The 20,957-nt window shown below is 48.5% G+C and carries 17 protein-coding genes; 15 read left to right on the top strand and 2 right to left on the bottom strand.

What is annotated here, in order from left to right; translation table 11 throughout:
- The first annotated feature begins 72 nt into the window (after window positions 1-72).
- The 3 genes from gltB to GQ671_RS08075 all read left to right on the top strand — a co-directional run bounded on the left by gltB (window position 73) and on the right by GQ671_RS08075 (window position 7,289).
- Complete coding sequence (gltB, locus tag GQ671_RS08085) at window positions 73-4,542, top strand: glutamate synthase large subunit (protein ID WP_160655390.1); 4,470 nt, start codon at window positions 73-75, stop codon at window positions 4,540-4,542.
- 16 nt (window positions 4,543-4,558) lie between these two features.
- Window positions 4,559-6,019 (top strand): glutamate synthase subunit beta, encoded by a 1,461-nt coding sequence (locus tag GQ671_RS08080; RefSeq protein ID WP_160655387.1) that lies wholly within the window; start codon window positions 4,559-4,561, stop codon window positions 6,017-6,019.
- A gap of 103 nt (window positions 6,020-6,122) precedes the next feature.
- Complete coding sequence (locus GQ671_RS08075; RefSeq protein WP_160655384.1) at window positions 6,123-7,289, top strand: MFS transporter; 1,167 nt, start codon at window positions 6,123-6,125, stop codon at window positions 7,287-7,289.
- A gap of 40 nt (window positions 7,290-7,329) precedes the next feature.
- Here the strand turns inward: GQ671_RS08075 and GQ671_RS08070 are convergent, their stop codons facing one another.
- Window positions 7,330-7,650: a winged helix-turn-helix transcriptional regulator gene (locus GQ671_RS08070; RefSeq protein WP_160655379.1), complete on the bottom strand. Its 321-nt coding sequence runs from the start codon at window positions 7,648-7,650 to the stop codon at window positions 7,330-7,332.
- A 168-nt stretch (window positions 7,651-7,818) separates the two neighbouring features.
- Between GQ671_RS08070 and GQ671_RS08065 the strand changes: the two genes are divergently transcribed.
- The 10 genes from GQ671_RS08065 to GQ671_RS08025 all read left to right on the top strand — a co-directional run bounded on the left by GQ671_RS08065 (window position 7,819) and on the right by GQ671_RS08025 (window position 18,861).
- On the top strand, window positions 7,819-8,979 hold the full coding sequence (locus tag GQ671_RS08065) for a M20 metallopeptidase family protein (RefSeq protein WP_160655376.1): 1,161 nt from the start codon (window positions 7,819-7,821) through the stop codon (window positions 8,977-8,979).
- 109 nt (window positions 8,980-9,088) lie between these two features.
- Window positions 9,089-9,922 (top strand): glucose PTS transporter transcription antiterminator GlcT, encoded by an 834-nt coding sequence (glcT, locus tag GQ671_RS08060; RefSeq protein WP_160655373.1) that lies wholly within the window; start codon window positions 9,089-9,091, stop codon window positions 9,920-9,922.
- Between the two features lie 118 nt (window positions 9,923-10,040).
- Window positions 10,041-12,080 carry a glucose-specific PTS transporter subunit IIBC gene (ptsG, locus tag GQ671_RS08055; RefSeq protein ID WP_160655369.1) on the top strand — a complete coding sequence of 680 codons (2,040 nt, stop codon included), beginning with the start codon at window positions 10,041-10,043 and terminating at the stop codon, window positions 12,078-12,080.
- 499 nt (window positions 12,081-12,579) lie between these two features.
- On the top strand, window positions 12,580-14,364 hold the full coding sequence (locus GQ671_RS08050) for a S9 family peptidase (RefSeq protein WP_160655366.1): 1,785 nt from the start codon (window positions 12,580-12,582) through the stop codon (window positions 14,362-14,364).
- A 56-nt stretch (window positions 14,365-14,420) separates the two neighbouring features.
- A complete protein-coding gene (locus GQ671_RS13075; protein WP_281354841.1) occupies window positions 14,421-14,555 on the top strand; it encodes a hypothetical protein in 135 nt (44 codons plus the stop codon).
- Between the two features lie 29 nt (window positions 14,556-14,584).
- Window positions 14,585-14,740, top strand: a complete 156-nt coding sequence (locus GQ671_RS08045) for a hypothetical protein (protein WP_160655363.1) — start codon at window positions 14,585-14,587, stop codon at window positions 14,738-14,740.
- 81 nt (window positions 14,741-14,821) lie between these two features.
- Entirely contained in the window at window positions 14,822-16,087 is a 1,266-nt protein-coding gene (locus tag GQ671_RS08040; protein ID WP_246153209.1) for a cytochrome P450, read from the top strand.
- Between the two features lie 114 nt (window positions 16,088-16,201).
- Window positions 16,202-16,411 (top strand): copper chaperone CopZ, encoded by a 210-nt coding sequence (gene copZ, locus GQ671_RS08035; RefSeq protein ID WP_160655360.1) that lies wholly within the window; start codon window positions 16,202-16,204, stop codon window positions 16,409-16,411.
- Between the two features lie 152 nt (window positions 16,412-16,563).
- Complete coding sequence (locus GQ671_RS08030) at window positions 16,564-17,799, top strand: hemolysin family protein (RefSeq protein WP_160655357.1); 1,236 nt, start codon at window positions 16,564-16,566, stop codon at window positions 17,797-17,799.
- Between the two features lie 78 nt (window positions 17,800-17,877).
- A complete protein-coding gene (locus tag GQ671_RS08025) occupies window positions 17,878-18,861 on the top strand; it encodes a Gfo/Idh/MocA family protein (RefSeq protein ID WP_160655354.1) in 984 nt (327 codons plus the stop codon).
- 87 nt (window positions 18,862-18,948) lie between these two features.
- Here GQ671_RS08025 and GQ671_RS08020 read toward each other — a convergent pair whose 3' ends face one another.
- Window positions 18,949-19,881, bottom strand: coding sequence for an aldo/keto reductase (locus GQ671_RS08020; RefSeq protein ID WP_160655351.1), 933 nt, complete (start codon window positions 19,879-19,881; stop codon window positions 18,949-18,951).
- A 28-nt stretch (window positions 19,882-19,909) separates the two neighbouring features.
- Between GQ671_RS08020 and GQ671_RS13070 the strand changes: the two genes are divergently transcribed.
- Together GQ671_RS13070 and GQ671_RS08015 are read left to right on the top strand one after the other, a co-directional pair.
- The gene (locus tag GQ671_RS13070) at window positions 19,910-20,035 is read left to right on the top strand and encodes a hypothetical protein (protein ID WP_281354840.1); all 126 of its coding nucleotides are present in this window, start codon (window positions 19,910-19,912) and stop codon (window positions 20,033-20,035) included.
- A 53-nt stretch (window positions 20,036-20,088) separates the two neighbouring features.
- Window positions 20,089-20,943: an MBL fold metallo-hydrolase gene (locus GQ671_RS08015; RefSeq protein WP_160655348.1), complete on the top strand. Its 855-nt coding sequence runs from the start codon at window positions 20,089-20,091 to the stop codon at window positions 20,941-20,943.
- Window positions 20,944-20,957 lie beyond the last annotated feature (14 nt).

Here is a 20,957-nt window from a genome sequence, read left to right as displayed (position 1 = left end):
ATATTGATTGTATAGGTGGTTGGGATGATAATATAGACTTACTAAAATATTCTGAAAAAGAGGTGACCTGGTATGAGTCTGTATCAGCCAATAAAACAAAAAGGTTTATATCATCATATGGACGAACACGACGCATGCGGCATCGGTTTCTATGCCAACATGGATAATATCCGTTCCCATGGCATCGTCATCAAATCTCTTGAAATGCTTGAGAGATTGGATCACCGGGGTGGTGTTGGTAATGATGGTGTGACAGGTGATGGCGCTGGTATCATGACGGAAATACCACATGCGCTCCTGCAGGAAGAGCTTCAGGGACTGCCGGAATTCGGCCAATATTCCGTCGGCATGTATCTGATTGATACAGAGGCATCTCTTGAAACTTTCAAAAAAGTGGTCGAAGAGACCGTTGCAGCAGAAGGACAGCATGTCATCGCCTTCAGACCATTACCTGTCAATGACGATGTACTGGCGGATAATGTCCGTGAAACGGTACCGCAGTTCATGCAGGTGGTCACGGACTGCCATACGGCGCTGGACCTTTATTATATGAGGAAAATGATCGAGCAGAATTTGGAAGCAGCGGATGTCGGCCATTATGTCGCCTCATTTTCCAGCGAAACAATCGTCTATAAGGGATGGCTGCGTGCCGGGCAGATCAAGCAGTTCTATCTGGATCTGAATGATTCGCGCTATGTGTCGAAATTCGGATCCGTCCACTCCCGCTTCAGTACGAATACCTTCCCGAGCTGGGCGCGGGCGCATCCGAACCGCCTTCTGATGCACAACGGGGAAATCAATACCATCAAAGGCAACATGAACTGGATGAAGGCCCGCACGAAGCAGTGGCTGGTCGACACATTCGGTGAAAAGGGCAGGAAAATAGAAGCCATCATCGATGAATCCGGCAGTGACTCCGCCATTGTTGATAATGTCATGGAGTTCATGAGTCTGACGATGTCACCAGAGCAGGCTGCAATGATCATGATTCCCGAGCCGTGGAAGTATCAGGACTACGACAACCCGGCCGTCAAGGATTTCTACGAGTTCTACAGCTATCTGATGGAGCCATGGGACGGACCGACAATGATCAGCTTCTGTGACAATCATAAGCTTGGGGCACTGACCGACCGTAACGGTCTGCGCCCAGGACGCTACTATGTCACAAAAAGCAATGAAATCATCTACTCCTCCGAAGTCGGCGTCGTTGATGTCGAAGAGTCGGCAGTACTATATAAAGGGCAGCTGAGTCCAGGAAAGCTGCTGCTGGTCGACTTCGACCAGTCGAAGATCATCGAGAATGATGAACTGAAGCACAATATCGCGACACAGAAACCTTACAGCCAATGGATGTCACAGAAACGCAGTGAATACGTGGAACCGGCACCATTCAAGCGTGAACCGATAGATAAGGATGTACTGCACGAAGTACTGGTCCGTTTCGGATATACGAAGGAAGATATCGAGAAGTATATGAAGCCGCTGACGCGCGAGGTCAAAGATCCGATTGGAGCGATGGGGTTCGACCAGCCACTGGCATTCCTGTCGAACCATTCAAAGCTTCTGTTCGACTACTTCAAACAGCACTTTGCGCAAGTTACCAACCCGCCGCTCGATTCCTATCGTGAGAAGATCGTCACAAGTGAAATCACCTATCTTGGCAAGGAAGGGCGCCTGCTTACACCAGGTGTCAAGGCGGTTGACCGCGTCCAGCTGGAACGCCCGGTCATCGACCAGCGTGTCATGGACCGTGAAGATGTAAAGCGTCTTGGTGTCATCGAGATCGATACGACGTATACAGGTTCATTGAAAGATGCGCTGTCATCCATCCGGTACCAGGCTGCCGAGCAGGCAAAAAAACATGGCGTCATCGTACTGACCGATGAACGTATCCTGGATGAGCCTGGCAGATACGCCATTCCGTCCCTTCTCGCGACCAGTGCAGTTCATCAGGCGCTCATCTCCGGCGAATGCCGCACGAAGACAAGCATCGTCGTAAGGACGGCTGAAGTCAGGGAAGTGCATCACGTTGCCACACTGATCGGCTTCGGTGCCAATGCAGTCCATCCGTATATTGCACAGGAGACGCTTGTCTCCGTTTCCGGAGGGGATACGACTGCTGTCAGTGCCTACAACAAGGCCCTGACGGAAGGACTCATCAAAGTCATGGCAAAGATGGGCATTTCGACGGTCCAGAGTTATCACGGCGCACAAGTATTCGAAGCTGTCGGCCTTGGAAAATCCGTCATGCACGACTACTTCGGGGATGCACCGTCCAAGATCGGCGGACTGTCGATTGAAGACATTGATTATAGGAATAAACAGATGCAGGACAGAAGACTTGAACATCTCGAGTCCGGAAGCAGATTCCAATGGCGTCAGCAGGGTGAAGACCACGTCATCAACCCGAACTCCATCCGACTGCTTCAGGTCGCCTGCCGTACCAATGACCAGGAAGCATACGAAGAATATAAGACATACATGCATGGCAGCCAGAACTCAAGCATCCGTCATCTATTGAAATTCAAATCCCGTCGCCCGATCGACATCGACCAGGTCGAATCGAAGGAAAAGATTGTGAAGCGCTTCAAGACAGGCGCAATGAGTTTCGGCTCCTTGTCGCAGGAAGCGCACGAAACACTTGCGGAAGCGATGAACCAGATTGGCGGACGAAGCAATAGTGGTGAAGGCGGGGAGCACAGGGAACGCTTTGCACCGAAAGAGGATGGCAGAAACCTGAACAGTGCCATCAAGCAGGTGGCGTCCGGACGCTTCGGCGTCAACAGTGAATATTTGAACAGTGCGAAGGAAATACAGATCAAAGTGGCGCAGGGAGCGAAGCCGGGTGAAGGCGGTCAGCTTCCAGGACAGAAAGTATATCCATGGGTTGCTGAAATCCGCAACTCGACACCGGGTGTCGGATTGATTTCACCGCCACCGCACCATGACATCTATTCCATCGAGGATCTTGCACAGCTGATCCATGATCTGAAGAATGCCAACAAGGATGCGGATATTTCAGTCAAACTCGTTGCCAAGGGCGGTGTCGGTACGATTGCTGCCGGTGTAGCGAAAGCCTACGCAGATAAGATTGTCATCAGTGGCTTTGATGGCGGTACAGGTGCCTCTCCACTGACAAGTATCCAGCACGCCGGACTTCCGTGGGAGCTCGGTTTGACAGAAGCCCATCAGACGCTGCAGCTGAATGGTCTGAGATCCAGGGTGACACTTGAGACGGACGGCAAGCTCATGACGGGTCGTGATGTGGCGATTGCGTGTGCACTCGGTGCAGAAGAATTTGCGTTCGCAACGGCGCCGCTCGTCGTACTCGGCTGCATCATGATGCGTGTATGCCATAAGGATACATGCCCGGTCGGCATCGCCACACAGAATGGCGATCTGCGCAAGCTCTATACCGGCAAGGCGGAGCATGTGGTCAACTTCATGCACTTCATCGCTGAGGACATCAGGGAGATTCTGGCCGAACTTGGTCTGAAATCCATGGACGACCTCGTTGGTGCGGTGGAGCATCTTGAAGTGGATACGGAGAAGACGGCCAATCACCATCTGGGCGAGCTTGATCTGGCACCACTCCTCACACCGATTGACGGAGCAAGAAGAAAAGTCGATGTCCAGAAGCACCCGTTCGAGTGGTCACTGGACGATCTCAACCTGCTGCCCGACTTCGAAAAGAAGGTGGAGGCAGGCGAACCGCATGAAGCGGCATACCATGTCAGAAACAGGCACAGGAACATCGGTACCCAGCTTGGCAGCCTGATCACAAAGAAACAGGGCATGACCACGCTCGACACCGGCACATACAAGGTGAATACATTCGGTCATGCAGGCCAGAGCTACGGCGCATTCATTCCAAAAGGTCTGACGATGCACCACATCGGAGACTTGAACGACTATGTCGGCAAGGGCATCTCCGGCGGACGCATCATTGTCGAGGCGCCTGTTGCGGAAAGAAGCCATGACATCATTGTCGGCAATGTCTGCCTGTACGGTGCAATTGACGGTCAGGTGTTCATCAATGGTGTTGCCGGAGAGCGTTTCGGCGTCAGAAACAGTGGTGCCGAAGTTGTTGTCGAAGGCATCGGTGATCATGGACTCGAATATATGACCGGGGGTCGTGTCGTCATCATCGGCAGCATCGGCAAGAACTTTGCTGCAGGTATGAGCGGCGGGATCGCCTATATCATCAATGAGAAGTCGGTCATCGAGAACCAGGTCAACATGAACCATGAAATGATTGAGGTCGGGCTTGTGGAAGATGTGGAAGAACTCGCGAGTGTGATGCACATGCTCTACGATCATCAGGATTTCACAAATAGTGGCAGAGCAAGTGATGCAATCAGGAAGATAGAAGCAGGGGAACTTGAAATCATCAAAGTCATCCCTGTCGAATATAGAAAAATGCAGCAGAAAATCCGCTACGGTCTTGAAAACGCGCATTCCCTGGCTGAAGCGGAACTGAAAGCATTCAACGGAGAACTGGTCTTCGAAGATAAAGAATTGGATAAAATGAACATATTTTAGAAAGGAGCGGTGTAATATGGGTGAATTTAAAGGGTTCATGAATTATCGTCGAAAAGCTCTGGCGGAAGAGGATCTGAAAGAGAGGCTCTCCAATTATGAGGCGTTCCAGCATCGCTTCTGCAATGAAGATGCGAGTGAGCAGGGCGCGCGCTGCATGGAATGCGGCACACCTTTCTGCCAGACAGGCGTAGGTGTCGGCAAAGAGACGGTCGGCTGTCCGATCGGCAACTACATCCCTGAATGGAATGATCTTGTCTACAAGGGACAGTTCAAGGAAGCCTACAGACGTCTGATGGAAACCAATAATTTCCCGGAATTTACCGGGAATGTATGTCCGGCACCATGTGAGTCTTCATGTGTGCTGTCGATCAACAGCGACCCGGTTGCCATCAAAGGCATCGAACGCACCATCATCGATGAAGCGTTCGAACAGGGCTGGGTGGAACCGAGAACGCCGAACCATAGGCTTGAGACACGCATCGCCATCATCGGCAGTGGGCCGGCTGGCATGACAGCAGCCGATGAACTCAATTCCTGGGGTCATAATGTGGATGTGTATGAAAGAGACTTCAAACCGGGCGGACTGCTGAGATACGGCATTCCGAACATGAAGCTTGATAAAGCAGTTGTTGAGCGCAGAGTTGAGCTGATGGAAGCAGCCGGCGTCAATTTCATCTGCGACGTCGAAGTCGGCAAGGATATCTCATATGAGGAACTCGATGAGAAGTACGATGCCATCATCGTCGCCACAGGCGCGCGCAAGCAGAGGGATCTGAAGCTTGAAGGCAGGCAGAGCAAGGATATCCAGTTTGCGATGGACTACCTCACTGAACAGATCCAGCACCAGTTCGATGAAATCGACGCCCCATCCATCACTGCCAAGGACAAGCACGTCATCGTCATCGGCGGCGGTGATACAGGTGCCGACTGTGTAGCGATGGCACTCAGGGAAGGCTGCAAATCCGTCTTCCAGCTGAACAAGTATGATCGTCTGCCGGACAAGGTCGACGGCAACCCATTCTGGCCACTGCAGAAGCAGGTGTTCAAACTGGACTACGCACATGCCGAGTACGAAGGTGCATTCGGACAGGAGCCGCGTGCGTATGGTGTCCAGACAATGGCGTACGATGTCGACCTTGTCGGTGACCTGAATGGAATACAGACGCAGGTACTCAGCCAGCAGCCTCTAACAGATGTGACGATGGAAGATCAGGAACGCTATTTCAAGGCGGACCTTGTACTGCTCTCCATCGGTTTTGAAGGTGTGGAAAGTGCACTGCCGAAAGCATTCCAGCTACAGCTTGAGAACAACAAGATTGCTGCAGACGAGCATGACTACAAGACGAACCGCAGGAAGGTCTTCGCTGCGGGAGACGCCAGACGCGGCCAGAGCCTTGTAGTGTGGGCAATAAAAGAAGGGCGCGAAGTAGCTCGTTCAGCGCATAAATTCGCTGTACAGAATAGAATATATTCATAAGAGGAGTGCCGGTCGTTGCGACCGGCATTTTCTGCGTTTCCAGCAAATATGGTATGATGTGGATTGAATAGTGGGATAGTCATACATATTAAGGAATGGTCAAATGGGAAAAGAACGTCTCTGGACGAAAGATTTTGTGATCGTATTCATTTTCAACTTCTTCATCATGCTCGCAATGTTTCTGCTGATGGTCACCATCAGCGGATACGCAGTGGACGAATTCAATGTTTCCACCAGCACCGCAGGGCTCGTGGCCGGCATCTTCATCGTCGGTTCGCTGATCGGCCGGATATTGACCGGGCATCAGCTCGGTCTGCTCGGGGCGAAAAAAATCATGTATATCGGGACGGGCATGTTCATCGTCACCTATGGGCTGTACTTTATCGCAGGAAACCTGCCGACACTGCTTCTGGTCCGTTTCTTCAATGGATTGGCCAATGGGGTTGCGACAACCGCAGTCGGCACCATCGCAGCACTTGCGCTGCCGAAGTCGCGCCGGGGAGAAGGCATCAGCTACTTCAGCCTGAGCTTTGTCATGGCTACGGCACTCGGGCCGTTCATGGCATTCTTCCTGCTCCAGCATATTACGTATCAGACATTATTCCTGATCGTATTTGTGCTTGTGCTGATTGCCAGTGTGTTCACCGTCTTCGTCAAGACGGATAACACGACAGTCGATCTGACAAAAGAGCCGAAACCGAAGTTTGAGTGGATTGATAAGAACGCCATGCCGATCGGTATTGTTGTGCTGATCATCTGCATGACCTACTCGACCGTACTGTCGTTCATTTCACTTTTTGCGGAAGAGCAGAATCTGGTCGCCACAGCGAGCTACTTCTTCCTCGTCTATGCAACCATCATCCTGATCACACGTCCAGTTACAGGCAGGATCATGGATCAGCGCGGTGCCAATATCGTCATCTACCCGTCCTTTGTGGTACTTGCCCTCGGCTATCTGGCGCTCGGGCAGACATCTTCCGGTTTCATGCTGCTGCTGTCCGGTGTGCTGCTCGGTTTCGGATACGGCAATTTCCAGTCGATTACACAGGCGCTCTGCATCAAGGTGGCGGATGCTAAAAATGTCGGTCTTGCGACTTCGACCTATTTCATTGCCCTCGACTTCGGTCTTGGGGTCGGCTCGTACATTCTCGGTACACTGGTGCCGAAACTCGGCTACAATGGACTGTACAGCGCGATGGTCGTGCTTGTCGTTCTCGGTGCCATCGTATACTACATGGTCTATGGAAGGTATGAACGGAGCAGGGCATAGAAAAAGGGATGTGTTCCTAGGAACACATCCCTTTTTGCGTTTATACTTTCTGTGGAACCTCAGACCATGCTTCGGCCCATTTCTGCAGTTCATTGATGAACGTCTCCATGGCCCTGCCTTTATCAGTGAGCATATACTCTATTCTGACCGGTGTCTCCGGATAGACTTCCCGTTTTACAATGCCTTCTTTTTCAAGCGTCTTGAGACGTTCCGAAAGCACACGGCCACTGACACCCATGGAAGATTCGAGGTGGCAGAAGCGCTTCGGACCGGCCATCAGCTGATAGATGATGAGTCCTGTCCACCGCTGGCCGAGAACACCCATTGCATTTTCTAATTTTGGACAGATTGCATAATCCATATCATCACTCCTTGAGTAATATTATACCCTTTTCTATATGCATTTTACAATCAAATGGAAAATGTCATGCAATTCAAAATTGATATCTGGTGTTTAGTCCCATCTGAAACGGCTAAACATACTATGAATGGGATTCTACAATGACATTAAAAAGAAAGTGGGTTTATCATGACTGTAAAAGATCACGCAATAGAAAACCATCTGGACCATGTCATCAACTTCAGAAGAAGACTTCATAAGGAACCGGAACTGAGCTTCAAGGAATATCAGACGACGAAACTTGTAGCCAATGGTCTGGAGGACACGAATATAAAATTTTATGAACTGTCAGAGGAGACCGGGCTGATCGGAGTATTGGAGAAGGATCCGAGCTACGAGTATATCGGTGTACGGGCAGATATGGATGCCCTGCCGGTTACAGAGCAGAACGATCTTGATTTCAAGTCTGAAAATGAAGGCGTCATGCATGCCTGTGGGCACGACATCCATACGAGCATCGTCTATGGGTTTGCGAAAGTGATCAATGAACTGCATGAAGATCTCAAATGTAACCTGGTCTTCATTTTCCAGCCTGCAGAGGAGACGCTGGAAGGTGCGAAATATATCAATGACGAACTGAAGCGTCTTGAAATACCTGTAGACAAGATGATCATGTTCCATACGTGGCCGACGCTCGAGGAAGGGCTCGTCGGCTACAGGGAGGAGGACATGATGGCCGGCTCGATCACCTTTGATGTCAAACTGACTGCCAAAGGAGGACATGCCGCCCATCCGGACACGACGGCCGATCCGATATATCTGGCTTCGAACATCATCCAGTTCATCCAGGGAATTGCTTCAAGATTCAATGATCCGGCGACACCTGTTGTCATTACCGTCGGTCAGATTCATGCCGGAGAGAAGAATAACGTCATTCCGGATGAACTTCATTTTGGCGGTAGTATCCGCAGCTTCTCGGAAAAATCGATTGAAATGGCGAAGCATATGCTCGAGGAGTATACGGATGATCTGATGAAGATGTCGGATGCCGACTGTGATATAGAATACAGCCGCTACTGTCCACCTGTCATCAATAACAAAGCGCTCGTCAACGACTTCATCAGCAGTGGTGATGATGTGAAATTCCATGAACTGAAGGAGCCTTCCATGGGTTCCGAGGACTTCGCCTTCTATATGCAGGATTACGTCGGTGCAGCATTCCGTATCGGTACACAGATCAGGGACGAGGAGAAAAGCACGTATTCCCTCCACAGCCCTGAAGTCATCTTTTCCGAGAAAAGCATTGAAACTGCAATCCGCTCGCTCGTCAACTTCACGACTCGTGGGTAATATACTCCAAGCCGGCAATCCCGGCTTTTTTTATTGGAAATGTACACCTTGCACTTATCGTCTGCGTTATATATATTTGAATGAGCAGATGATGAAAGTGGGAGACCCTTTGGTAACGATTGAGAAAGCACTGAATAATAACGTAGTAATCGGTAAGGATGAATTTGAGGAAGTCGTGCTGATCGGCCGAGGTATCGGATTCGGCAAGAAGGATGGGGATGTGCTGGATATTCAAGAGGCGGATAAAGTGTACAAGCTTGAAGGCCAGCAGGATACAAGCAGGTATCAGACCCTTCTGACCATGGCGGACGAACGGCTTTTCCAGTCCACGCTGGAAGCGATCGAACTGATTGATGAGATGACGACCGAAAATATCAACAACAGGATTCTGCTGTCGCTGACGGACCATCTGCTTTTCGCAATGAAGCGGCAGGAGGAGGGCATAGAAATCACCAATCCTTTCGTCAATGAGACGAAAGCACTCTATCCGAAGGAATTCAGAATCGCGGAAGCAGTCGTTGAGATGTTCAACAAAAAATATGGAATCCACCTGCCGGAAGCGGAAGTGGGCTTTATTGCGCTCCATGTGCACTCATCCATATACAACCGGTCCATTCATGATATGAATGTCCTGTCGGAAGTCGTCCACCAGGCGATCGTCATCATCGAATACGGACTCGATACGACCATCGACCAGTCATCCATCCAGTATGACCGGTTTGTACGGCATATCAGCTTCTGTGTACAGCGGGTGATGAATGGTGAAAGCGTACCTTCGCAGGAACAGTTCGATTTGCTGTTGAAAGCGCAATATCCGGTGTGTTATAATATAGCTGTAAAAATTATGAAGATGATACAGAATAAACTGCAGCGTAAGGTGTATGACTCGGAAGTCGTTTATCTTACCATGCATATACAGCATTTCAGACATTATTCTAAATAGACGTGTTACCGAAAGGGCATGAGTCTACAGGAATGGTTTATTTAACTATTCTCTGTATTCTCGTGTCCTTTTTCTGTGTCTTCTTCATAAAAAATATAGTATTGGGAGGAAAAATATTATGTTCAGAAAGCTTTTTGGACAGCTTCAGCGTATTGGTAAAGCCCTGATGCTACCCGTTGCAATCTTGCCGGCTGCCGGTCTGATGCTCGGTATCGGTGCTGCACTGCAGACCGAAGCAATGGTTGAATGGCTGCCGTTTTTGGAAGCCGGTTGGATTGTTGCCCTATCCGACATGCTTCAGGCCGCGGGCTCGGTTGTATTCGATAACCTGGCCTTACTCTTTGCATTAGGTGTAGCAGTCGGCCTTGCCAAAGGTGACGGTGTTGCAGCGATTGCAGCATTCGTCGGCTACATGATCATGAACGTTACAATGGGACAGATTGCAGGCGTGACGCCGGAGATGGCTTCAGATGATCCGGCCTTTGCAAGTGTACTCGGAATTCCAACAATCCAGACAGGTGTATTCGGTGGTATCATCATCGGTATACTCGCTGCCTGGGCCTACAACAAATTCTACAATATCAATCTGCCGGACTTCCTCGGTTTCTTTGCCGGAAAACGTTTCGTGCCGATTGTGACGGCAGCACTGGCATTCATCATCGGTCTGGCAATGTTCATCGTCTGGCCACCGATCCAGAGTGCAATGAACGAAGTATCACTCTGGCTCATGGAAGAAAATACAGCAATTGGTGTATTTGCTTTCGGTATGATCAAACGACTACTTATCCCATTCGGACTGCACCATATTTTCCACGCACCATTCTGGTTCGAATTCGGAACATACACGAATGCAGCAGGAGAAATTGTACGTGGAGACTTGAACATCTTCTTCGCACAGCTGCGTGATGGTGTTGAACTGACAGCAGGTAACTTCATGCAGGGTGAATTCCCGGTCATGATGTTCGGTCTGCCGGCAGCCGCACTGGCCATGTACCATACAGCACGTCCTGAACGTAAGAAGTATGTTGCGGGTATCATGCTCTCAGCAGCATTGACAAGTTTCCTGACAGGGATCACAGAACCACTCGAATTCGCATTCCTTTTTGTTGCTCCAATCCTTTATGTCATTCACGCAGTACTGGATGGACTCAGCTTCCTCATCCTGTACCTGCTTGACTTGAATCTGGGCTACACATTCTCAGGTGGCTTCATCGACTTCTTCCTCTTCGGTATTCTTCAGAACCGTACCGAATGGTGGTGGGTACTTGTTGTGGGTGCTGCATATGCGGTCATCTACTATGTCATCTTCCGTGTACTCATCCAGGCACTCAACCTCAAAACACCAGGCAGAGAAGATGAAACGTCAGAAACAACAGTCTCTACAGCGCAGGAGCTGCCATTCAATGTACTTGCTGCAATGGGTGGAGAAGAGAACATCAAGCATCTCGATGCATGTATCACACGTCTGCGTGTAGAAGTTGCGGATACTGCTGCTGTTGATGAGCCGGGACTGAAAGCACTTGGTGCTTCAGGTGTCATGAAAGTCGGCAATAATATGCAGGCAATCTTCGGACCGAAATCCGACCAGATCAGAAATGACATGCAGCGCATCATCGACGGAGAAATTTCTTCACCAGCTGAAACAACAGTGACGGAATCCACAGACGATGATATGGAAGCAGCCAAGGACTCACAGATGATGTCCGATGAAAATAAAGATGTCTATTCACCGATCGAAGGCGAAGCAGTCGATCTTTCCGAAGTGCCGGATCAGGTCTTCAGTGAGAAAATGATGGGTGATGGCATTGCAATCAAACCATCAAGCGGTACAGTCAGAGCACCATTCGACGGGGAAATCGTCACTGACTTCCCGACCAAGCACGCACTCGGTCTCGTCAATGAAGGCGGACTGGAACTCCTCATCCACTTCGGACTCGATACAGTCAACCTGAAAGGTGAAGGCTTCGACCTGAAAGTTGCGAGCGGAGACAAGATCAAAAAAGGTGATGTACTGATGGAAGTCGACCTCGACCATATCAGAAAGAACGCGAAGAGCGACATCACACCGATCATCATCACTGGACCAGCCGGTACAGAAATTGCAGCCAGAGAATTTGGCAAAGTAAGCAATGATGATGTCGTCATCAATATCAAGTAACACCAGGAACAGCATGCACATTATGTGCATGCTGTTTTTTGTTTGTGGAGAGTGAATGTGGAGCTCGGTTTCTAATTTGCCTTCGCAGCGTCTGCGATGGCGAGATAGGAGGTTAACTCACCTTGGTAGCGTCTGCGATGGAGAGGTAGGAGGTTAATTCACCTTGGTAGCGTCTACGATGGAGAGATAGGAGGTTAACTCGCCTTGGTAGCGTCTGCGATGGAGAGATAGGAGGTTAACTCACCTTCGCAGTGTCTGCAATGGCGAGATAGGAGGTTAACTCGCCTTGGTAGCGTCTGCGATGGAGAGGTAGGAGGTTAATTCACCTTGGTAGCGTCTACGATGGCGAGATAGGAGGTTAACTCGCCTTGGTAGCGTCTGCGATGGAGAGGTAACAAAACAGACAAAATCACCACTTTTATATTTCTGAATTGTCACAAAAATGATTTTCGACTACAATGGTGGAAAGCATATACTTAAATAAAAAGGGGTCTGTACAATGATTGAATTTCCAAAACCGACGGTCGAACAATTCTTTACATCCTATAATATCAACAATTTTACTGTGAGTCCGGATGAAAAAAAGATCCTGTTCAGCACCAACCTGAATGGCAAAGTGAATATCTGGGCTATGGATACTGCAGATACATATCCATACCTTTTTGCGCAGAAGGATGAGAGCACGAACTTTATAAAATATGATCCGAAGAGCCGCTATGTTCTGGCTGGATATGATCACGATGGGGATGAGAACTACCAGATCTATGCAACGGGGCCGGAAGGTGGTGTGCCGAAGCCGCTGATCACCGGCGAAGCGGATGAGAAGTACTTCTTTGCCAAGCTGTCCCAGGATGGCACAAAAGTGTACTACATGACTTCAAAAGGGAATGAGAGTTTCCTGAACACCCTGGTGTTCGATATCGAGACGGGTGAAGAGCGGACGCTGCATGAAGGAGAGCGGGGACCGACCTACCTGGCTGATGTATCGATCGATGAAAAGAATACAGCGCACCTCCAGTTGCTGGCCAACACTTATATTCTCGGCTTCGTCAAGACGCCGTCGGGCGTCGACTTTATTACACCGGATCCGGATGTTGTGCATACGGTCGGCGGCCTGACCTTCGTAAAGGATGACGAAATCTGGTTCAGCACGGACTACGAGAGTGAGTATAACTATCTGGCAAAATACAATCTGGAGAATAAAGAGTTTTCAAAAGTCATGGACTTCGGCTATGAGTCGTTGACGGACCTCCAGTTCAACCGGGATACAAACATGCTCTATCTCACAACAGAGAAGGGGGTTGTGGATAAGCTCTACTATTATGACCTCAATCATGATCTGTCTGATGAAATCTCATTGCCGTTCGACTCCATCAGACAGCTTGCTGCAGCAAAGAGTGGAAACCTCTATGTACTTGGTGGCAGTGCAGCAGAACCGTTCAACATCTGGAAATTCAGCCAGGAGGAATGGACACCACTGACCAAGAACCGCGTACTTGGTGTGACGTCCGATGATATGGTGGAGCCTGAAACCATAAAGTACACTTCCTATGATGAACTGCAGATCGAGGCACTGCTGTTCCGTGCGAAGGAAGAGAACAGTAATGGCTATACGATATTCTGGCCACACGGCGGACCGCAGGCGGCAGAGCGCAAGTTCTACCGGGCGATGTTCCAGATGTTCCTGAACCGCGGCTATAATATATTCTGTCCGAATTTCCGAGGCAGCACGGGCTACGGGTCTTCATTTGTAAAGCTTGTCGAGCAGGATTGGGGCCATGGTCCACGTCTCGATAATGTGTCGGCTATTGAATGGCTGTTTGATAACGGCATCTCGTCTCCTGAAAAACTCTTCCTTGTCGGTGGCAGCTATGGCGGCTATATGGCACTGCTGCTGCACGGCCGACATCCGGAATACTTCAAGGCAGTCGTCGATATATTCGGTGTCTCCAACCTCTTCACCTTCTATAACTCCGTACCGGATCACTGGAAGCCGATCATGGAACGGTGGATCGGGGATCCTCAGAAGGATAAGGAAAGGTTTGAAAAAGATTCGCCGATCACCTACCTGGATACGATGGCAAAACCGATGCTGGTCATTCAGGGAGCAAAAGACCCGAGGGTCGTCAAGGAGGAATCGGACCAGATTGTCGAGGAGTTGAGAGGTGCAGGCAGGGAGATCGACTACCTTGTCCTGGATGATGAAGGTCATGGATTTTCAAAGAAAAAGAACGAGATCAAAGTTTACAAGACCATGCTCGAATTTCTTGAAAAGCACCAGTAGATCCTTGTGATTCTTTGTGAGGACCATTAGAATGATGCAGGTGGGTGAGGATATCCATGGCAAAAGAAAATGAAAAGAACGAGACACCGCTCCATAAGCACGACGCCTGGTACAGCTTTCTATTCGAAATGTTCCTGAGTTCATTCGGACTCATCATGAGGATGATAAAAAGTATAATCAGTGCATTGTAGGGTGTTTCAGATTTGGAAGGTGAAGATATATGCGTATAGCCATCGCTCTGACCATAGGGGTATTTTTTCTAGTACTGATTGGAGTCGGCTTCGATAACTGGCTGCTCGGCATACTTGCAGGAATATTTTTTGCAGTGACGAACTTTTTTGTGCTCAGACCAAAAGATGATAAGAAGCAGACCTGATCCATAGGTCTGTTTTCTTATACTGATTCATATGCTTAAAGCTTGCGAGAAGGGGAAGAGAAGAGTACCGGAAACGCATTCATGGGAGGAGATATGGTGGCACAGGATATGCCTAGGGATGAAGGACTCGATCGAACACTGAATGTACTTAAAGAGGGATATGGCTTCATAATGAACAGGCGTGAAGCATTGAATACCGATGTATTTGAAACGAGAATCATGGGAGAGAAGGCGATATGCCTGACAGGCAGCGAAGCGGCGGAGCTTTTCTATGATGATACACGCTTCAGACGGCGGGATGCTGCACCTGCCAGAGTGGAGAAGACACTGTTTGGTGAAGGTGGTGTCCAGACACTGGATGAAGAGGCGCACTACAACAGAAAGGGCATGTTCATGTCCCTGATGGATGACGAGGCCATGGATGAGATTGGAATGCTCGTGCCTCAGTATTGGCAATTATATTTTAAAGAAGCAGGAAGTCTTGAGACCGTGTCCTTGTATGAAGCTGCCAAAGTGGTCTTCCTTCAAGTTGCTTGCAAGTGGACGGGTGTGCCGCTTGAAGATCCCGAGAAGGAAACGCTGGCATCCCGGATTTCCGATCTGTACGAGTCGCCGGCTGCACTGGGTATCCAGCACTGGAAAGGCCGCCGCTCCCGGTCGAAGGTCAACGACTGGATTGAGGGTCTTGTAGAAGACGTCAGGGAAGGCCGGATTGAAGTGGATCAGGGGAAAGCACTCTACACCTTTTCCTGGCATCGGGATGAAAAAGGCAATCTGCTGGATAAAAAGACTGTAGCAGTTGAAATTCTGAACCTCATACGCCCGATGAACGCTGTGAGTGTATGGGTGGCAATGATCGGTCTTGCACTGCATGAGTTCCCTGAAGAAAAGCACAAGCTGAAAGGTGCCGATGATATCGAACTTGAATGGTTCATCCAGGAAGTGCGCAGATATTATCCATTCTTTCCTTTTGCAGCTGCAAGGACGGATGCCGATTTCGAGTGGCAAGGATATTCTTTCGAAGCGGGAACGCTGACGCTGCTTGATCTATATGGTACGAACCGCCACCCTTCGGACTGGGTGGATCCTGATATATTCATGCCGGAACGCTTTAAAGGCTGGCAGCAGACACCGTTCAACTTCATTCCGCAGGGCGGAGGGAGTTACGACTTCGGACACCGATGTGCCGGAGAATTTGTAACGATTGTCATGATGCGGGAAACACTCGACTTTCTCGTCAATCATCTTGCATATGATGTGCCGGATCAGGATTTCAGCTTTGAGTTCAACGATATCCCGGCAGTGCCGAATGACAAGGTGAAAATAAACAACTTCCGATTTCTCTAGCCGGAGCCTTATTCGGACTGTGGAGTATCTCATGTCCGGGGCGGGTACGAGAGATGCAGCAAATGAATACACATACAGAGGTAAATTATAGATGCTGGACAAGGGGGATTTTGCATGGCTCAGAAAACAATCATGGTGGAAGGTATGACTTGTGAACATTGCAGAAGTGCCGTCGAAGGTGCACTATCGGGACTCGGAGGTGTCAGTTCTGCCAATGTCAATCTTGACGAGAATAAAGTGGATGTGGAATATGATAAATCGAAAGTGGACGAATCGACCATGAAAGAAGCTATAGAAGATCAGGGTTATGATGTGAAGATTTAAACAGGAATTCTGCCTGCTCTCAATGGAGCAGGTATTTTTCTATAGGCAATATGGCAAATAAGTACACATTCACAACGAAAAATGGTAAAATGAAAAGAATCTGTGCAAAATCATATTAAGATAATCAGAGAGATATTCGAGGAGGATAAAAATTGATCATTGCGATCATTATACTGCTGTTCGTTTCACTGTTCTTTTCAGGTAGTGAAACAGCCCTGACAGCAGTCAATAAAATGAAATTACAGTCCAGGGCGAATAAAGGGGATGCTTCTGCAAAACGTCTCCTGAGACTGGTTTCGAGACCGAGTGTATTTATTACCACAATACTTATCGGTAACAATATAGCGAACATCCTTTTACCTACGCTTGTAACGACAATGGCACTTGATTATGGTATAAATGTCGCAATCGCCTCTGCTGCACTTACTATTGTCATCATCGTTTTCGCAGAGGTCATTCCGAAATCGGTGGCTGCAACTTTTCCAGAACCCATCGCCATGGCAGTCGCACCTGTAATCACCTTTTTTGTGGTTATTTTCAAGCCGATTACGGTTGTGCTCAATTGGCTGACGGATGCGATTGCCAGAGTACTTTCAAAAGGAGAACTTGAAGGTGCATCATCGGTTTCCAAAGATGAACTGCGGACGATTGTTGATATTGCAGATTCCGAAGGGATGCTGGCGAAAGATGAATCCTACAGGATCAAAGGCGTGCTGGAGTTCCGTAACCTGAATGTAAAGGACGTTTTGACGACACCAAGAACCGAGATGGAGGTCATCTCCTCTACAGCAACATATGAGGAAGCGCGTGACCATGTCATCAAGCACATGTATACACGCTATCCTGTATATGCTGAAGACATGGATGACATCATCGGTGTATTCCATTCGAAATACCTGCTGCAGTGGTCGGTCGATCCATCCAAGAATCTGATGGACTTCTGCGACTTGGATCCATTGATCATTCATGAATTCCAGCCGGTCGAATACGTCCTGCGCAAGATGACCAAAGAGCGGCGACATCTTGCAGTCGTCATCGATGAGTTCGGTGGTACGGAAGGCATCCTGACCCATGAAGATATTATAGAAGCCATGCTTGGTTTTGAAATCGAGGATGAAACGGACCTCAGGAACGATGCACTCGTGGAATCCATTACGGAAACCCAAATTGTCTGTGATGGCAAGATTACACTTCATCGACTGAATTCGATATTCGATACGGATATTCCACAGGAGGAAGATACACTGTCAGGATTCCTGCTGAAGGAATTCAAAGATTTTCCTATTGAAGGGGATACGCTTCGATATGACGGTCTGAAGTTCGAAGTGATGGTCATGGAAGATCAGATGATCCGTAAGGTCGATATAATAAAAGAGAAAAGTCAATAGATAGGCGTACATCCATACGGATGTACGTCATTTTTATATGTTAGACTATAGGAAAACATCAGGAAAAGGAATGATTCAATGATTATTTCAACAATAGGCACTGGTTTCATAGTAGACCGGTTCATAGAAGCGACGAAACAGGTTGAAGGTGTTGAAATCCATGGCGTGCATTCACGCACGAAAACACGTGCAAAACTTTTTGCAGAAGGACATGGGATCGGCAACTACTTTACTGATGTAGAAGAAATGCTTGCTGATGACCAGTACGATACTGTCTACATTGCTTCACCGAACAATCTGCACTACAAGTATGCCAGACAGGCGCTCGAGCATGGGAAGCATGTCATCTGTGAAAAACCATTCACTTCCAATAAACGGGAACTGCAGGCACTGATTGAATTAAGCAGGGAGAAGGGTCTTTTTCTGTTCGAGGCTGTTACCGGGATCCATCTTCCCCACTACAAAGTGCTGAAGCAGCATCTGCACAGAGTAGGAGACCTTAAAGTGATCCAGGCGAACTATTCCCAGTATTCGAGCCGATATGATGCACTGAAAGACGGAGAAGTGCCCAACGTCTTTAACCTGGAATATTCGGGTGGTGCACTGGCGGACCTTAACATCTATAATCTTCATTTCGTCATCGGACTGCTGGGCAGACCTGAAGATGTTTCCTACTTCCCGAATAAATTTGAAAATGGCATCGATACATCTGGCGTGTGTGTGATGGAATATGAAGGAAGCATCGCAACATGTATAGGATCCAAAGATACGGAAAGTGAAAACAGCATTCTGATCCAAGGTGACCAGGGGTATATCAAAGTCAACGGCTCGGCGAATATCATCAATTCCATCGAAATTCGCACTGACGGGCATGATGAAAAGATCGACCTCGGACAGCACGAAAACAATATGGTATCTGAAGTTGAAGATTTCAAGGAAATTTATGATAATGATGATTATCAATCGGCATCCGGATGGCTGGATCATTCCATAAATGTAATGGAAACATTCGAAAAGGCAAGAGAAAGTGCAAACATCCTGTATCCGGCAGACAAAGAGTAGTAGACTTGCATCCGGTAAGGATCATATCTATTTTTAAAGCCCCCATCAATTGATGGGGGCTTTATTGGTGACATGAAGCTGGTGTCATCAAGGTACCATATTACCGGCTGCACTGTATATACGGTACCATTCTTCCCGATTCAGCCTGACATTCCCGGCTTTGGCAATGTCTTCAAGTCTTGATGTGTCTGTTGTACCGACAATCGTCTGCATGGTGGCAGGGTGTCTCAGTATCCAGGCGACAGCCACAGCATTCTTCGTAATACCATGGGACCTGCCGATATCGTCGAGTACTTCGTTGAGGGCTTCGAATTTCGGGTCATCCATGATGATACCTTCAAAGTAGCCGTAATGGAAAGGGGACCATGCCTGCAATGTCACGTTATCCAGACGAGACTTCTCGAGCAGCCCACCATCTCTGTCTGCAGCCCCATCAAAAGGCGTGTTCGCCTGTATGCCACTGTTGACCATATGGGAAGCAGCAGGTCCGAACTGCACCTGATTGGTGATGAGCTTGCGTCCCACGTATTTCTGGACAAAATCGAACTGGGTGGCATTGAAGTTGCTGAGCCCGAAGTGTCTGACCTTTCCAGCATCATAAAGTGTATCGAATGCTTCTGAAATTTCTTCCGGCTCCATCAGTGCATCGGGTCTATGCAGCATGAGCAGATCCAGGTACTCCGTACTGAGCCTCTCCAGTATGCCATCAACGGCATCAATAATATATGACTTTGATAGATCATAGTACTGGATATCCTTTCCACTTCCTTGACGGATGCCGCATTTACTCTGGATCAGGATGTCCTCCCTGTTCAGTTCGGTAGTGAGCAGTCTGCCGAACTTTCGTTCGCATTCCCCACGGCCATAGATATCTGCATGGTCGAACAGGTTGATGCCACAATCGATTGCCGTGCTGATATGCCTGGCCAGTGCATTCGTTTCCATTTCCGAAATGCGCATACAGCCGAGGACTATTCTTGAAGCTTCCAGTTCTGAGTCTCCGAGCTTGATTCTATCCATATCGATCACCTCATTTTTATTCTACCATATGCATAAACTTATTCTCGCCATCGAATTCGTCAGTCTGACCGACATTCTGTTCGATGTAATCAGAAGGCACCTCGTCTGGATGGATCGTCTTCAAAGTGAGGACAGTCTTCTATTTTTGGAATAGAGTGCCATAACCTTGGGTAAATGAATGCTATATATTAAATTTCAAGGGGGATTATGATGAGCAGGATGGAATATGGCAGTGACTACAAAAATTTACCGACCTATTCGACTGAAAGCGGCAATGTGAGGGAGGTGCTTCCGGACCTCTGCACCTATACGAACAAGATCGTCAATCTGCATATGGTTGGACATCCGGAAGGACAGGATTTTGTACTGGTTGATGCCGGACTGACCAATTCGGCAGATGCAATCATCAAAGTGGTGGAGGAGCGCTTCGGGCAGGGGTCGCGGCCACAGGCCATCATTCTGACACATGGGCATTTCGACCATGTCGGTTCGATCATTGAACTGATCGAACATTGGGACGTGCCGGTCTATGCTCATAAGCTTGAGCTTCCCTATCTTACAGGAAAGACGCCTTATCCAGACCCTGATCCAACGGTTGAAGGCGGTATGATGGCCAAAATGTCATCAATCTATCCGAAAGAACCGATTGACCTGGCTGAAAATGTACATCCGCTGCCGGCAGATGGTACAGTACCGTATTTGCCTGAATTCGAATGGATTCATACACCTGGGCATTCCGAGGGGCATGTTTCATTCTATCGTGCCTCTGATGGTACACTGATTGTTGGCGATGCATTCGTCACTGTGCAGCAGGATTCATTGTATAAGACAATGACTCAGAAGAAGGAGATACACGGTCCGCCAGTCTATTTCACAAACGACTGGGAAGCGGCAAAAGCATCGGTGGAAAAATTGGCATCCATCGAACCGAAAACAGCAGTATTCGGTCATGGCAAGGCACTGCAGAATGATGAACTGCGTGAAGGTCTGAATATGCTTGCCGAAAATTTTGATGAAGTGGCAAAACCGTCACACGGAAAATATGTAGATGACGAAAAATAGAATATGAGTTTCAA

Source organism: Salinicoccus hispanicus, from assembly GCF_009831115.1.
GTDB classification, from domain to species: domain Bacteria; phylum Bacillota; class Bacilli; order Staphylococcales; family Salinicoccaceae; genus Salinicoccus; species Salinicoccus hispanicus.
Note: the sequence above shows the minus strand (reverse complement) of the source record. Positions and strands in the feature narration are given on the sequence as shown.

Coding starts and splice junctions, on each gene's coding strand:
- GQ671_RS08020 (WP_160655351.1), bottom strand. CDS start 19,881: ATGGATAGAATCAAGCTCGGAGACTCAGAACTGGAAGCTTCAAGAATA.
- GQ671_RS08075 (WP_160655384.1), top strand. CDS start 6,123: ATGGGAAAAGAACGTCTCTGGACGAAAGATTTTGTGATCGTATTCATT.
- ptsG (WP_160655369.1), top strand. CDS start 10,041: ATGTTCAGAAAGCTTTTTGGACAGCTTCAGCGTATTGGTAAAGCCCTG.
- GQ671_RS13075 (WP_281354841.1), top strand. CDS start 14,421: ATGGCAAAAGAAAATGAAAAGAACGAGACACCGCTCCATAAGCACGAC.
- GQ671_RS08040 (WP_246153209.1), top strand. CDS start 14,822: ATGGGAGGAGATATGGTGGCACAGGATATGCCTAGGGATGAAGGACTC.
- GQ671_RS13070 (WP_281354840.1), top strand. CDS start 19,910: ATGCATAAACTTATTCTCGCCATCGAATTCGTCAGTCTGACCGACATT.
- GQ671_RS08015 (WP_160655348.1), top strand. CDS start 20,089: ATGATGAGCAGGATGGAATATGGCAGTGACTACAAAAATTTACCGACC.
- gltB (WP_160655390.1), top strand. CDS start 73: ATGAGTCTGTATCAGCCAATAAAACAAAAAGGTTTATATCATCATATG.
- GQ671_RS08025 (WP_160655354.1), top strand. CDS start 17,878: ATGATTATTTCAACAATAGGCACTGGTTTCATAGTAGACCGGTTCATA.
- GQ671_RS08045 (WP_160655363.1), top strand. CDS start 14,585: ATGCGTATAGCCATCGCTCTGACCATAGGGGTATTTTTTCTAGTACTG.
- copZ (WP_160655360.1), top strand. CDS start 16,202: ATGGCTCAGAAAACAATCATGGTGGAAGGTATGACTTGTGAACATTGC.
- GQ671_RS08070 (WP_160655379.1), bottom strand. CDS start 7,650: ATGGATTATGCAATCTGTCCAAAATTAGAAAATGCAATGGGTGTTCTC.
- GQ671_RS08050 (WP_160655366.1), top strand. CDS start 12,580: ATGATTGAATTTCCAAAACCGACGGTCGAACAATTCTTTACATCCTAT.
- GQ671_RS08065 (WP_160655376.1), top strand. CDS start 7,819: ATGACTGTAAAAGATCACGCAATAGAAAACCATCTGGACCATGTCATC.
- GQ671_RS08080 (WP_160655387.1), top strand. CDS start 4,559: ATGGGTGAATTTAAAGGGTTCATGAATTATCGTCGAAAAGCTCTGGCG.